This window comes from Burkholderia sp. AU30198 (assembly GCF_020419825.1).
GTDB lineage: Bacteria > Pseudomonadota > Gammaproteobacteria > Burkholderiales > Burkholderiaceae > Burkholderia.
Genome location: NZ_JAIZSA010000003.1, coordinates 439,169 through 453,471, shown reverse-complemented (window position 1 = coordinate 453,471; position 14,303 = coordinate 439,169). Strand labels below are relative to the sequence as shown.

Sequence of the window (14,303 nt, the reverse complement as noted above, 5' to 3'; positions counted from 1 at the left end):
GTGCCGGCCGCCGCGCCGCAGGTCGCCCGCGAGGCGGCCCCGGCGACGGCGGCACCCGCTGCCGCCACGCAAGCCGCGCCGGCTCCCGCGCCGGCCGCGCCTGCCGCTCCCGTGCGCGAAACCGCACCGATCGGCGACGCGGCGTACCTGCGCAACCCGGCGCCCGACTATCCGGCGTTCGCGCAGGACCAGGGCTGGGAAGGGCGCGTCGTGCTGCGTGTGCACGTGCTCGCGAGCGGCACGCCCGATTCCGTCGACGTCCGCACGAGCAGCGGCCGCCGCATGCTCGACAACGCGGCGGTGGCCGCGGTGAAGCGCTGGACCTTCGTGCCCGCGAAGCGCGGCGACGAAGCGGTCGACGGCTGGGTCAACGTGCCGATCGATTTCAAGCTGGGCTGACCCGCCGGGCGGCCCGTCACATTTTTAAAGGAACTCACTTCATGAACGGTATCCCGACCACCTTTATCGTCCAGGGCGCGCTCTGGCTGCTTGTCATCTTCTCCGTCGTCACGTGGACGCTGATCGTCGTAAAGGCGATCCAGAGCCTGCGGGCGAGCGCGCGCAACCGGCGCTACACGAGCGCGTTCTGGGCCGCGAACAGCTTCCACGAGGCGGCCGCGCTCGACAGCGCGAACAGCCCGGTGGGCGAACTCGCCGCGACGGGCTTCGACGCGCTGCGGCGCGCCGACGAGAGCAGCGCGCACGATCTCGAACACAGCTGGAGCCGCCACGACCTGCTCGAACGCCATCTGCGCCAGCAGATCCACAATGCGCGCCGGCGCGAGGAAGCGGGGCTGGCGGTGCTCGCGTCGATCGGCAGCACCGCGCCGTTCGTCGGCCTGTTCGGCACCGTGTTCGGCATCATCCACGCGCTGACCGCGATCACGCACAGCGCGTCGGCGAGCATCGACGTCGTCGCCGGGCCGATCGGCGAGGCGCTGGTCGCGACCGGGATCGGCATCGCGGTCGCCGTGCCGGCCGTGCTCGGGTACAACTTCTTCGTGCGCCGCGTGAAGGCCGCGTCGGCCGACCTCGATGCCTTCGCCACCGATTTCGTCACGCTCGCGCAGAAGGCCGGCTTCCGCGTGCCGGCCGCCGCCGCCACGCCCGTGCCGGCGCGCCGCGCCGACGACACCCGTCAGGAGGCGTTCGCATAATGGCGTTCTCTTCTTCCTCCGACAACGACGACGTGCTCAGCGAAATCAACATCACGCCGCTCGTCGACGTGATGCTCGTGCTGCTCGTCGCCTTCATCGTCACGGCGCCGCTGCTCAACAACGCGGTGCACGTGAATTTGCCGAACACCGTCGCCACGGCACCGGCCGATCGCAAGCCGAACGTCACCGTGAGCGTCGACGACAAGGGCGTGGTGTATCTCGACAAGCGCGCGGTCGCGCTTGCCGCGGTGCCGGCCGAGCTGGCCGCGTTGAAGGCCGGCCGGCCCGATGTCGCGCTCGACCTGCAGGCCGACGAGCACGTGCCGTACGGCACCGTCGCGAAGCTGATGGCCGCGATCGAGCATGCGGGCATCACACGGCTGTCGGTGCTCACCGCGCCGCGCGGCTGATGCGCGTTTCACCACTCTTTTTCCGAACGCATCCATGAGCATCACGGCCTCACACAACGTCCAGTCGATCTGGTACACGCGCTGTCCGGTGCCGACGCCGCTCGGCATTGCCGCACATCTCGGCTGGCTCGACAGCGAATTCGCCGGCGACGGCATCACCGTGCGCGCGCTGCAGGAAAGCCAGCACGCGGCGCTGCATCATGCGCACGTCGATCATTCCCTCGACAACGCATTCCGGCAGGGCGGCAGCATTCCGGCGCTGTGGGCGCGCGCGGCCGGCGCCGACACGCGCGTGGTCGCGCTGACCTGGGTCGACGAGGCGCAAGCGATCGTCGCGCTGCCGGAAAGCGGCCTGAAGCGGCCGAAGGATTTGCGCGGGCGCCGCATCGGCCTGCCGCGTCGCGACGGCGAGCGCATCGACATCTTCCGCGCGGCGGCGCTGCGCGGCTTCATCAGCGCGCTGTCGCTCGACGGGCTCGGCCCGGCCGACGTCGAATGGGTCGACGTGCCCGCGTCGAACCTGCGCGCACCGGTGTCGACGCCGGTCACGCGCGACGCGGCCTTCGCTCATCCCGCGAGCCTGTCCAGCCGCCGGCTCTATGCGGCCGAAGCGGCCGCGCTCGTGCGCGGCGAGGTCGACGCGATCTACGTGAAAGGTTCGCTCGGGCTCGAAACCGCGCACCTGATCGGCGCGCAGCCGGTCGTCGACATCGGCTTTCATCCCGATCCGCAGATCCGCATCAACAACGGGTCGCCGCGGCCGCTGACCGTCAATGCGTCGACGCTCGAACGCCATCCCGACATCGTCAGCCGCTTCCTCGCGCGCGTGACCGATGTCGAAGGCTGGGCGCGCGAGCACGAGCAGGAAGTGCTCGGCTATCTCGGCCGCGAAACCGGATCGGGCCATGACTGGCTGCGGCTCGCATACGGCGCGGACGTTCATCGGCGGCTGCGCACGGATCTCGACGAAGCGTCGATCGCCGCGCTCGACGATTTCAAGCGCTTCCTCGTCGAATGGCAGTTCCTGCCTGCCGACTTCGACGTGCGCGCATGGATCGACCGGCGCGCGCTCGACGGCATCGCGACGCTGTCTCGCGACGCCGTGCGGTGAGCGCGCCGGCACGCGTCGCCGACGCATGGCGGCGCGAGCGCTTCACCGGCGGCTTCATGCTGCTGGCGCTCGCGAGCGGCACGACGATCAGCATGGCGCAGCTCGCGACGACGCTGTATGCGCTCGCGCTCGGTGTCGACAGCGCGCGGCTCGGCATCATCGCCGCGATGGAGCCGCTCGGCATCGCGTTGATGACTTTGCCGGCCGGGCTGCTCGTTGCGCGCTACGGCGCACGGCGCGTGTACTTCGCCGCGAGCATGGGGCCGATGCTGCTCAATCTCGTCGTGCCGTTTACCGGCGCATGGCCGCTGATTGCGCTCACGCAAGTGTTGATCGGGCTGTGCATCCCGTTCCGGATCGTGTCGATCAACGGCGTGTTTCTCGCCCGTCTCGCGCAGATCGGCCTCGCGCGTGCCGGCTGGTACCGTGCGGCGATGTCGGTCGGAACCGGCATGGTCGGGCCGTGGCTGGCGAGCTGGCTGATCGGCACGCATGGCGCGGTCGCAACGTTTTGCGCGGCGTCGGCGAGCTTCGTGGGCATGGCGCTGTTCAGCCGGACGCTGCTCGGCGACGCGGAGCCTGCGCCGCACGGTGCGCAACCGGAACCCGGCGGCCTGCGCGCATTGGCGGCGCTCGCGTGGAGCCACGACGTGCGCGAGCAGCTCGTGCTGGAAGCCGTGAACAGCGCGACGCGTTCGCTCGCCGGCGCGTATACGGTGGTGCAGGCGATCCAGTCGCTCGGGCTGTCGCAAACGAAAGCCGTCGCGCTGCTGACGCTGCAGGGCGTCGTCGCGGTGATCGCGCTGTTCGGGCTCGGGCATGTCGCGCAGCGGATGACCGCGCGCCGTTGCCAGGCGCTCAGTCTTGCCGGTGGCGTGGCCGGGTTGCTCGCGCTGGGTCTTGCGCATGACGCATGGATCGTCGGTGCGGGACTCGCCGCGCTGTGCGCCGGATCGTCGCTGCTGCATCTCGTCAACATGCAGCATCTCGGCCGTCACCCGGCCGACAAGAGCCAGGTGTCGAGCCTCTACAACCTCGCGTCGATGACGGGTGCATTCTGCGGCCCGCTGGCCGGCAGCGCGCTCGTGCCGGTTGTCGGGCTAAGGGCCGTGTTTCTGTGCTGGCTGCCCGTCGTCGTGCTGGTTGCGTTCGCGTTGCGCGTCGCACATGGGCGGCGCGATGCATTGCGGCCCTTGCCTGCGAAGCTGTCCTGATGATCGGCGGATCCGGTGTTGCGCGATCCGGCGGTGTTGCGTGACAAGCAGTTTGCTTCCCTGCACAGATGCGCATGCAGCAACACCTGCCCCGCACGCATGCCGAAAGCCCCGTGCGACGGGCTTCTCGATGCTGGCATCCGAATTGCAATAGGTAACCCGTGCGTCGCGCACGCACGTGCGTTCAACCGATCAAACAGGATGACTCATCGATGTTCAGGAAAAAACTCATCGTCACCGCGCTGGGGGGACTGCTGACGGGCGGGGCCGTATCGTTGCCCGCGTGGGCGGAAGATGGCGCGGCGACGGCGGCACCGGACGCGAAGCCGGCGCAACCGGGCGCGGCCGATGCAGCCGTGGCCACGCCGAAGGCGGCCCGCGCCACCCGCGGCACGGCCACACGCGAAACGAACCTCGGCACGGTGACGGTGACCGCGCGCCGGCGCAAGGAGAGCATCCAGGACGTGCCGGTCGCGGTGAGCGCACTGAGCGGCGACGCGATCAAGAACAACGAGCTGCGCGTGATCAACGACGTGACGAAGTACGTGCCGAACTTTACCGGGCAATCGACCGAGGGCCGCGAGCGGCCGCGCTGGTTCCTGCGCGGCGTCGGCAGCAACGACCCGTCGGACCTGTCGCTGAGCCCGGTCGGCGTGTACTTCGACGACGTCTACATCAACAGTGTGTTCGGGCAGGGCTTCCCGCTGTTCGACCTCGATCGCATCGAAGTGCTGCGCGGCCCGCAGGGCACGCTGTGGGGCAAGAATACGGTCGGCGGCGCGCTCAGCATCACGTCGCAGAAGCCGACCTTCGACGTGAGCGGCTATGGCAAGATCGGGCTCGGCCAGTACAACAGCCGGCTCGCGGAAGCCGCGATCGGCGGGCCGATCGGCAAGAACGACGTGCTGGCCGCGCGCGTGTCGGTGTATCACGAGAACGCCGACAGCTTCTACACGAACACCGTGCAGCAAGGGCGCTTCGGCGGCTTCCACGACAACGCGGTGCGCTTCCAGGTGCTGGCCCTGCCGACGTCGGATACCGACTTCCTGTTCAACATCCACGGCCGCAACTACACGGGCGGCGGCAATGCGTGGCACGCGCAGGGCGCGGGGCCGGGCGGCGCGAACCAGTTCGGCTTCGTCGGGTCGAGCGATCCGTACACGGTGTCGCTCAACGCACCGTCGAGCGATCACATCTCGACCTGGGGCACGTCGCTCACCGCGCACTGGCGCATCAACCCGGCGGTGACGCTGACCTCGATCACCGCGTTCGAAGGGCTGCACCGCTGGTACCAGGACGACGAGGACTATTCCGCGTTCGACGCCGCACGCTCGCACGATCGTTTGTCGAGCCGCCAGTTCTCGCAGGAATTCCGGCTCGAATCGCCGCAGAGCGACCGGCTGAGCTGGATCGTCGGCACGCACCTGTTTACCGAGCAACTGGCCGAGCAGGGCGCCGGCGGCGGCCTGCCGGGATCGCCGTCGCCCGCGTTCTACCACCTGACCGACCTCACGCAGCACACGCAGAGCGCGGCGATCTTCGGCAGCGTGAAGTACCGGTTCACCGACCGCTTCAACGTGACGGGCGGGCTGCGTTACACGATCGAGCGCAAGAACATCAACCTGACCGGTCTGCAAGACACCGGCAACGTGACGTTCAGCAATCCGGGCAGCTGGTGGGAACCGTCGTCGGTGTCGTCGCCGCTGGCGGTCAGCGCGCGGCAGAACCAGACGAACACGTGGCGCGCGCCGACCTGGGATCTCACGCCCGAATACGCGCTCAGCAGCAACGTGCGCGCGTATTTCCGCTATGCGCGCGGCTTCCGCTCGGGCGGCTACAACGGCAACGCGTATACGCAGAGCACGGTGTCGACCGTGTCGCCGGAGTACCTGACCGATTACGAGGTCGGGATCAAGAGCGAATGGTTCGACAAGCGGCTGATCGTCAACGCGAGCGTATTCCACTACGACTATCGCGACATCCAGGTGTTCGCGCTCGCGCCGAACCCGTTCGGCGGCCCGCCGGTGTCGACGCTGTCGAATGCGGGGCAGGGGCGCGCGGACGGCTTCGAGCTGGAGCTGAAGGCGCAGCCGGTCAACAGCCTCTACCTGTTCGCGAACCTCGGGATGCTGAACACGCGCTACACGGAGTTCCGCAACGTGCCGACCGCCGTCGGCAATTCGTTCGCGCGTTCGCCGCATACGACGATCAACGCGGGCTTCGACTATCGCGTGCCGGTGTCGTTCGGCACGCTGACGGCCGGCGGCGACGTGAATTACCGCAGCCGCGAATACTTCAGCGCGACGCGGCAGACGATGCCGCAGCTCTGGCAGGGCGGCTACACGGTGCTGAACGCGCACGTGTCCTACACGACGCCGAACCAGAAGTACATCGTGACGGGCTACGTGACGAACCTGACCAACAAGGTCTACAAGAAGCTCGAGCTGCTGCCGTCGTATGGCGCGTATCCGGTGCTGTACGGCGATCCGCGCACGGTCGGGATCACGCTGACGGCGAAGATCTGACGGGCGGCAGGCGACGCGGCGGCGAGCCGCGTCTGCCGCGCGTCAGATCAGCAGCGACAGCGTCCTGAACAGTGCGAGATCCGCCTTGCGTGCCGAGCGCGCATGGCGGCGGATCACGTACAGCAGGCAGTCGATGAAGCAGCGCGCCGCGTCGCTCAGCGTGCTGCTGCGCCGCGTGACGATCCCGAGATCGCGCGGCTCGAAGGTTTCCTTCAGCTGCAACGCGCGCATCCGTTCGCCGAACGGCGGCACGGCCGCGAGGATCGTCGGGCACCACGTACACATGTCGGCCTGTTCGAGCATCGTCTGCAGCATCGCCACCGACTGCGCGCGCACGATGCGCCGTTCGTCGATTTCGGCACCGTGGCGCGTGAACAGGTAGTCGACCAGCGCGGCTTGCCCGTCGGCCGCGAAATTCAGCACCCAGTCGTGGTCGACCAGGTCGTGGATCGACCGCGCGTGCTCGCGCGGATGGCCGGCGCGCACCATCACCGCGGTCTCGTAGCGCAGCATCGGCTCGAACGCGAATTCCTGCGTGCCGCCGGGTTGCACGTGCCCGAGCGCGAAGTCCATGCTGCCGTCGCGCAACAGCGGCTGCGCGACGGCCATCAGCGCTTCGTAGAGTTCGAGACGCACGTCGGGCATCTGCTCGCGAAAGCGCAGCACCGTTTCCGCGAGGAACGTCATCGTCAGCCACGGCGTCACGCCGACGCTCAGCCGCCCTTCGACGCGGCCGCGCATGCGTTCGAGATCGCTCTGCGCGTGCTCGAGCTGCTTCAGCACGAGCTTCGCGTGCGTGAGCAGCGTCTTGCCGTATTCGGTGAAGCCGATCCCCTCCGGCGCGCGGACCAGCAGCGGCAGCCGCTCGCTGGCCTCGAGTTCGCGCAGCGCGCGCGTGACGGCCGCCTGCGACAGCCCGAGGGTGCGCGCCGCGCCGCGGATGCTCCCGGCCTCCGCGCTCGCGACGAGCGCCTGCAGCTGATGCAGCTTGATCGTGCTCATGGTGCGATACCCGACAACGAAAGGTTGTCATCATAACGAAACCGCGGCTGTTCGCCGGGATTTTCGCTGCCTACGATGCGGGCACGATCGGTCATTCGGGCGATCGGCAACCGGAAGGCATCGAGGAGAATCGGGGTTGGACCACAAACCTATCCCGCCGGAAATGGCGGCCATCGAGACGGAGATGATTGCGCTGCGCCGCCGGCTGCACGCGCAGCCGGAGCTCGGCTTCGAGGAGCATGCGACGAGCGACCTCGTGGCAGATTGCCTGACAACATGGGGTTATCGGGTGACGCGCGGGCTCGGCGGCACGGGCGTGGTCGGCACACTGACGCGCGGCCCCGGGAAACGGCTCGGGCTGCGCGCGGACATGGATGCCCTGCCGATCCGCGAGGCGACCGGGCTGCCGCATGCGAGCCAGTGCGACGGCGTGATGCACGCGTGCGGCCACGACGGTCATACGGCGATGCTGCTCGCGGCGGCGCGCTGCGTGGCCGAGCGCGAACGCTTCACGGGCACGCTGAACCTGATCTTCCAGCCGGCCGAGGAAGGGCTCGGCGGCGCGAAGCGGATGATCGACGACGGGCTGTTCGAGCAGTTTCCGTGCGACGCGGTGTTCGCGATGCACAACGTGCCGGGCCTGCCGGCCGGCGTGCTCGGTTTCTGCGACGGCCCGGCGATGGCATCGGCCGACGAGGTGCGCGTGCGTGTGATCGGGCGCGGCGGGCATGGCGCGGTGCCGCATGCGACGATCGATCCGGTGGTCGTGTGCGCGTCGATCGTGATGGCGCTGCAGACCGTCGTGTCGCGCAATGTGAATCCGCAGGAGCTGGCGATCGTGACGGCCGGCTCGATCCACGCGGGCACCGCATCGAACGTGATCCCGCCGCACGCGGAACTCGCACTCAGCGTGCGCGCGCTGTCGCCGGACGTCCGCGCGCTGCTCGAACGGCGCGTTCGCGAGATCGTGCACGGGCAGGCGGCGAGCTACGGCGCGACGGCCGAGATCGACTATCGGCACGAGTACCCGGTGCTCGTCAATCACGCGGCGGAAACCGCGTTTGCGCGCGACGTCGCGCGCGAATGGGGCGGCGATGGCGCGCTGATCCCGCATCTGCGGCCGATCGCGGCCAGCGAGGATTTCGCGTTCATGCTGAACGCCTGCCCCGGCAGCTACCTGTCGATCGGCAACGGCGACGGTGCTGCCGGGTGCGGGCTGCACCACCCCGGCTACGACTTCAACGACGCTTGCCTCGCTACGGGCGCGAGCTACTGGATTGCGCTGGCGGAACGCTACCTCGCGTGATGGCCCGGATGATTTTGACTGACGATTCACACATGGAAGGAGACTGGCAATGAAACAGTGGAAACGGATGGCGGCGCTCGCGATGGCGCTGGCGGCAGGGGCGGCGCATGCGGGCGACTGGGCGGGCAAGGAGATCCGCCTCGCGGTCGATCCGACTTACCCGCCGCTCGAATACAAGCTGCCCGACGGCACGCTGACGGGCTTCGGAATCGACATCACGAACGCGTTGTGCGCGGAGCTGCATGCGCGCTGCGTGTGGGTCGAGTCGAGTTTCGACGGGATGATTCCGGGGCTGCTCGCGCGCAAGTTCGACGTGATTGCATCGTCGATGACGATCACGCCGAAGCGGCAGCAGCAGATCGCGTTCACGAACCGGATCTCGAATGCGCCGGCGCGCCTCGTCGCACGCAAGGGCTCGCCGCTGCTGCCGACGGCCGACGCGCTGAAGGGCAAGCGCGTGGGGGTCGAGCAGGGCTCCGCACAGGCCGACTATGCGATCGCGAACTGGCAGGCGGCCGGCGTGCAGATCGTGTCGTACCAGAATCAGGACCAGGTCTATGCCGATCTCGTGACGGGCCGGCTCGACGCGGCGTTCCAGGCCTCGATCGCGGCGAACGACGGCTTCCTGAAGAAACCGCAGGGCAAGGATTTCGCGTTCGTCGGCGCGGCGATCGACGACGTGAAGTATTTCGGGCAGGGCGACGGGCTCGGGCTGCGCAAGCAGGACAACGACCTGCGCGATGCCTTCAACCGCGCGCTCGCGACGATCCTCGCGAACGGTACGTACCAGCGGATCAACAAGAAGTACTTCGACTTCGACATCTACGGCGCGAAGTAAGCGGCGATGCCCGTCAAACGGGCAGCAACGAAATTATAAATAAGGAAAACGAATGAACTGGAGATCGTTATTCGTCGCGATTCCGGCGCTGTGTGCAGCGCCCGCGTTCGCGCAAGGCAGTGTCACGCTGTACGGCCTCGTCGACGCCGGCATCGACTACACGAACAACGTCGGCGGCCACAGCGCGTGGCAGATGGCGAGCGGCTTCGCGCAAGGCAGCCGCTGGGGGCTGAAAGGCACCGAGGATCTGGGCGGCGGTTACAGCGCGCTGTTCCAGATCGAGAACGGCTTCAACGTGAACAGCGGCACGCTTGCACAGGGCGGCCGCATGTTCGGGCGGCAGGCCTACGTCGGCCTCGGCAGCGCGCGTTTCGGCACGCTGACGCTCGGCCGGCAATACGATGCGGTGGTCGACTATCTCGCGCCGACGACCGCGAACGGCAGCTGGGGCGTCTATCCGTTCTCGCATCCGCTCGACAACGACAACACCGGCAACACGTTCCGCGTGAACAACACGGTCAAGTACGCGAGCCCGGATTTCTCCGGCTTCTCGTTCGGCGGCACGTACAGCTTCAGCAACGACACGGGCTTCGCGAACAACCGGCAGTGGAGCGTCGGCGCGCAATACGAGCAGGGCGGGCTGCTCGTCGGCGCGGCCTTCCTGAATGCGGACAACCCGGGGGCGACGTCGGGCGGCGCGATCGCGGGGGCGGGATCGGTCGGCGCCGATGCGAACTTTGCGTCGGCGCGGCTGCGGATCTTCGGTGCGGGCATCAACTACACGGCGGGGCCCGCGACGCTCGGGTTCGCGTACACGAACAGCAACGTCACGCGGCCGACCGCGAACGTCGGCTACCTGTTCGGCGACGAAACGATCCAGCCGGTGACGGGCCCGCTCGCGGGTGGCACGGTGTCGTCGATCAAGTACCAGAACTTCGAGGTGAACGGCAAATACCAGTTCACGCCCGCGTTGTTCGTCGGTGCGCAGTACGTGTACACGACGGTGCGCTATGACGCGACGACGGGCAGCGCGAAGCCGAAGATCCATTCGCTCGGGCTGATGGCCGACTACAACCTGTCGAAGCGCACGGACGTGTACCTGATGGGGGCGTACCAGCGGGTTGCGGGCGATGCGACGGGCTCGTCGCTCGACCAGGCCTATATTCCCGGCGCGGCGGACTTGTCGTCGACCTCGAAGCAGCTGATGGTTCACGCGGGTATCCGTCACAAGTTCTGACGGCGCGCTGCGGAAAGCGGTGTTGAGGCGATGGGCCGAACGGCCCATCGCCTCTTCGTGCTTACTGCGCGACGCGAATCACGACCTTGCCGAAGTGCTGCCCCGACTGCAGGTACGCATACGCCTGCGGTGCTTCGTCGAAGCCGAACACGCGATCGACCACCGGCTTGATCTGCTTTGCGTCGACGAGGCGCACGACGTCGTCGAGCATCGCGCGGCTGCCGACCATGATCCCGTGCAGCTGCCGGATCCCGCCGATCAGCGACAGCAGCCCGAGTTCCGGGCCGGCGAAGCTGCTGAGGCCGCCGATCACCGACACGATGCCGCCCATCTTCGTCGCGGCGACCGAGCGCGGCAGCGTGTCCTTGCCGCCGACTTCGACCACCAGATCCGCCCCTGCGCCGCCGGTGAGCCGCAGCACTTCATGCTGCCATTCGGGCGTCGTCCGATAGTTGATCGTTGCGTCCGCACCGAGCGCGCGGGCGCGTTCGAGCTTCGCATCGCTCGACGACGTGACGATGGTGCGCAGCCCGGCCGCATGCGCGAGCTGCAGCGCGACGATCGACACGCCGCCCGTGCCGAGCAGCACGACGGTCGCGCCGGGCCCCGCGCCGCCATCGGCGAACAGCGCGTTCCATGCGGTGATGCCCGCGCACGACAGCGTCGCCGCCTCGTCGTAGTTCAGATGCGCAGGAATCGCGACCAGCGCGGCTTCGTCGGACACGAAGTGTTCGGCCAGCACACCGTCGAATTGCGCGCCGGGCGAGGCGGAGACTTTCTGCGGCGTCGGCGGCCCGTCGAGCCAGTGCGGGAAGTACGTGTTGATCACGCGATCGCCCGGCTTGAAGCGCGTGACGTCGCGGCCGGTTTCGATGACTTCCCCGGCGCCGTCGGCAACCGGAATCAGCGCGTCCGTGCCGATGCCGAGATAGTCGCCGCGCGCGAACATCAGGTCGCGATAGTTCAGTCCGGCCGAGTGGATCTTCACGACGACGTCGGTCGGCCCGACCGCGCGGCGCGGCGCGTCGATGCGCCGAAGCCCGGCCACGCCGTCGCCCGGTTTCACTTGCCATGCGTTCATGTCGACTCCTTTTCGAGATAGAGCGGACTATCATAGTGTTGCGCACCGGGACGCATTGGCGAGAAATCGGCCAATGACTGTCGCCTGTGTGGACACAAACCTGTTACCCAATGGAGCGCAAGCGCATGGACGAGCGGCTGAGAGGCGTGGCCGAATTTGTCGACGTGGTGGAGTCGGGCAGCTTCGCGGCGGCCGCGCTGCGGCTCGGTGTCACGCGCTCGGCCGTTGCGAAGGTCGTCGCGCGGCTCGAACGCCGTCTCGGCGCGCGGCTGCTGCAGCGCACGACACGTCAGCTCGGCCTGACGGACGAAGGGCTCGTCTATTACGAGCAGTGCCGGCGGTTGCTGGCCGAACTCGGCGAGACGGAGGCCGCGCTCGACGCGGGGCAGCGCGAGCCGGCGGGGCGGCTGCGCGTCAGCGTGCCCGTGCTGTTCGGGCGGCAATGCGTGGCGCCCGTCATGCGGCGCCTCGTGGAGCGCCATCCGCGGCTCGAAATCGACGTGTCGTTCAGCGATCGCGTGGCCGACCTGGTCAACGACGGCTTCGATATCGCGGTGCGCATCGGCGAGCTGGCCGACACGAGCGCGCTCGTCGGCCGCAAGCTCGGCGTGCAGCGCATGGGCATCTGCGCGTCGCCCGCGTATCTCGAACGTCATGGCCGGCCGGCGGGGCTCGACGCACTCGCGTCGCACGTCGGGATCGCGTATTCGCGCGGCGGGCAACCGACGCCGTGGCGGGTCGTCGGCGCGGACGGCGCGGTGCACGACCATCGCCCGGCCGGCCGCCTGCGGCTCGACGACCTGCAGGCGATCGCCGATGCGGCCGCCGCCGGCGCGGGCCTCGCATGGCTGCCGTGCTGGCTGATGGCGCCTTACCTGCGCGACGGCCGCCTCGCGCTCGTGATGGACAGCAACAGCGTGTCGGGTGCCGAGGTGTCCGCGGTGCGGCCGGCCTCGCGGCAGGTGCCGTCGAAGGTGCGGGTCGTCATCGATGCGCTCGTCGACGAGATACCGCGCATGCTGGCGTCGGACGATTGACGATTGACGCGTGACGCGTGATGCGTGATGCGTGATGCGTGATGCGTGATGCGCCGCCTCGCCTCGCCTTGTCTCGCCTCGCGGCGAGCGTCACCTGTCCACGACACGACGCGTGATCGGCTGGCGCGGCGTATGATCGTCGCACGCCGAATCTACCGGGGGCATGCCGTCATGAAGCGGGAACCGCAGGTCGTCATCGTCGCGACAGTGAGCGCACCGAATCTCAACGGTCACCCGGTGCGCCGCTGATGCGCGCGCATGCACGCGGCCGCGGCGCGAGCGGGGCAGATATCCCTGCGACGACACCATGCGAGCGCGCATGACGACGATCGATACCCCGAAGGCCGCACGGCAACCGGGCTGGTTGCGCATCGCGCCCGCGCTGTTCCTGCTCCTGTGGGCAAGCGGCTTCGTGTTCCTGAAGCTCGGCTTGCGCTATGCCGATCCGCTCACGTTCCTCGCGCTGCGCTATGCCTGCGTCGTCGCGCTGCTCGCCGGCCCGTTCCTGTGGCTGCGCCCCGCGTTGCCGCGCACGAGGCGCGCCTGGCGCGATCTCGTCGTGGTCGGCCTGTTGCTGCAGGCCGGTTATTTCGCATTCACGTACCTGAGCCTGAAGCTCGGCATGTCGGCCGGTGCCGTTGCGCTCGTCACGTCGCAGCAGCCGATTCTCGTCGGATTGCTCGCGCCGATGATTGCCGGCGAGCGCGTTGGCGTGTTGCGCTGGATCGGGCTCGCGCTCGGCGCCGCGGGCGCGGTGCTGGTGATTCTCGCGCGTTCGTCGGTCGACGTCGCGTCGCCATGGGCGCTCGCGTTCGCGCTGTTCGCGCTCGCGTGCATCACCGGCGGCACGCTGTGGGAAAAGCGCTTCGGCACCGACGTCCATCCGGTCACCGCGAACCTCGTGCAGTACGCGGTCGGCCTCGCGGTCACGGCACCGCTCGCGTTCGCGCTCGAACCGATGCACGTGCAATGGACCGCCGGGCTCGCCGGTTCGCTCGCGTACCTCGTCATCTGCAACTCGCTGATCGCGATCTCGCTGCTGCTCGCGATGGTGCGCTACGGCGAGGCGTCGCGCGTGTCGGCGCTGTTCTTCCTGATTCCGCCTGCGACCGCGTTGATCGCGCTGGTGGCGCTCGGCGAGACGATCGGCGCGCTCGCATGGCCGGGCATGGCGCTCGCGGCTGCCGGGCTGTTTCTCGTGATGCGCTACTGAACTGAACTGAATCGAACGCACACGGGACGCAGCCCGCCGCACGCATCTCACATATCGAGACGACGTCCCGGTAATTGACGCGAAATTCACACGGCTCCTAGACTGGCCTCGATGACGCCGCGCTTCACGCGGCGCGCCGCCGCCGCCGCGCGGCGACCGTACCGTCCCGCGA

The 14,303-nt window shown here is 68.5% G+C and carries 13 protein-coding genes; 11 read left to right on the top strand and 2 right to left on the bottom strand.

The features are described 5' to 3' along the window. From LGN19_RS10965 to LGN19_RS10940, 6 genes are all read left to right on the top strand, one after another. The coding region (locus tag LGN19_RS10965; protein WP_226214571.1) for an energy transducer TonB at positions 1 to 399 on the top strand (399 nt) is incomplete at its 5' end. Positions 400 to 440: 41 nt separating this feature from the next. Next, a complete protein-coding gene (locus LGN19_RS10960) occupies positions 441 to 1,157 on the top strand; it encodes a MotA/TolQ/ExbB proton channel family protein (protein WP_226214564.1) in 717 nt (238 codons plus the stop codon). Further along, positions 1,157 to 1,567, top strand: coding sequence for an ExbD/TolR family protein (locus LGN19_RS10955; RefSeq protein WP_009694203.1), 411 nt, complete (start codon positions 1,157 to 1,159; stop codon positions 1,565 to 1,567). Before LGN19_RS10960 ends, LGN19_RS10955 begins: the two co-directional genes overlap by 1 nt. A 34-nt stretch (positions 1,568 to 1,601) precedes the next feature. Then, the gene (locus LGN19_RS10950) at positions 1,602 to 2,678 is read left to right on the top strand and encodes an ABC transporter substrate-binding protein (protein ID WP_122948856.1); all 1,077 of its coding nucleotides are present in this window, start codon (positions 1,602 to 1,604) and stop codon (positions 2,676 to 2,678) included. Further along, the gene (locus tag LGN19_RS10945; protein ID WP_226214563.1) at positions 2,675 to 3,892 is read left to right on the top strand and encodes an MFS transporter; all 1,218 of its coding nucleotides are present in this window, start codon (positions 2,675 to 2,677) and stop codon (positions 3,890 to 3,892) included. Before LGN19_RS10950 ends, LGN19_RS10945 begins: the two co-directional genes overlap by 4 nt. A gap of 212 nt (positions 3,893 to 4,104) precedes the next feature. Beyond that, the gene (locus LGN19_RS10940) at positions 4,105 to 6,417 is read left to right on the top strand and encodes a TonB-dependent receptor (protein WP_122948859.1); all 2,313 of its coding nucleotides are present in this window, start codon (positions 4,105 to 4,107) and stop codon (positions 6,415 to 6,417) included. 42 nt (positions 6,418 to 6,459) lie between these two features. Here LGN19_RS10940 and LGN19_RS10935 read toward each other — a convergent pair whose 3' ends face one another. Continuing rightward, positions 6,460 to 7,419: a LysR substrate-binding domain-containing protein gene (locus LGN19_RS10935; RefSeq protein WP_122948860.1), complete on the bottom strand. Its 960-nt coding sequence runs from the start codon at positions 7,417 to 7,419 to the stop codon at positions 6,460 to 6,462. Positions 7,420 to 7,603: 184 nt separating this feature from the next. Here LGN19_RS10935 and LGN19_RS10930 point away from each other — a divergent pair, with 184 nt between their 5' ends. Genes LGN19_RS10930 through LGN19_RS10920 form a run of 3 tightly spaced genes read left to right on the top strand, consistent with a single transcriptional unit; the run spans position 7,604 to position 10,800 of the window. Beyond that, positions 7,604 to 8,725, top strand: a complete 1,122-nt coding sequence (locus LGN19_RS10930; protein ID WP_413227204.1) for a M20 aminoacylase family protein — start codon at positions 7,604 to 7,606, stop codon at positions 8,723 to 8,725. Positions 8,726 to 8,774: 49 nt separating this feature from the next. After that, on the top strand, positions 8,775 to 9,563 hold the full coding sequence (locus tag LGN19_RS10925) for an ABC transporter substrate-binding protein (protein WP_122948862.1): 789 nt from the start codon (positions 8,775 to 8,777) through the stop codon (positions 9,561 to 9,563). A 52-nt stretch (positions 9,564 to 9,615) separates the two neighbouring features. Further along, entirely contained in the window at positions 9,616 to 10,800 is a 1,185-nt protein-coding gene (locus LGN19_RS10920) for a porin (protein WP_226214558.1), read from the top strand. A 61-nt stretch (positions 10,801 to 10,861) separates the two neighbouring features. Here the strand turns inward: LGN19_RS10920 and LGN19_RS10915 are convergent, their stop codons facing one another. After that, on the bottom strand, positions 10,862 to 11,881 hold the full coding sequence (locus LGN19_RS10915; protein ID WP_122948864.1) for a zinc-dependent alcohol dehydrogenase family protein: 1,020 nt from the start codon (positions 11,879 to 11,881) through the stop codon (positions 10,862 to 10,864). 125 nt (positions 11,882 to 12,006) lie between these two features. Between LGN19_RS10915 and LGN19_RS10910 the strand changes: the two genes are divergently transcribed. Both LGN19_RS10910 and LGN19_RS10905 read left to right on the top strand, forming a co-directional pair. Then, positions 12,007 to 12,918 carry a LysR family transcriptional regulator gene (locus LGN19_RS10910; protein ID WP_226214556.1) on the top strand — a complete coding sequence of 304 codons (912 nt, stop codon included), beginning with the start codon at positions 12,007 to 12,009 and terminating at the stop codon, positions 12,916 to 12,918. A gap of 319 nt (positions 12,919 to 13,237) precedes the next feature. Next, entirely contained in the window at positions 13,238 to 14,131 is an 894-nt protein-coding gene (locus LGN19_RS10905) for a DMT family transporter (protein ID WP_175025662.1), read from the top strand. Positions 14,132 to 14,303: the final 172 nt, after the last annotated feature.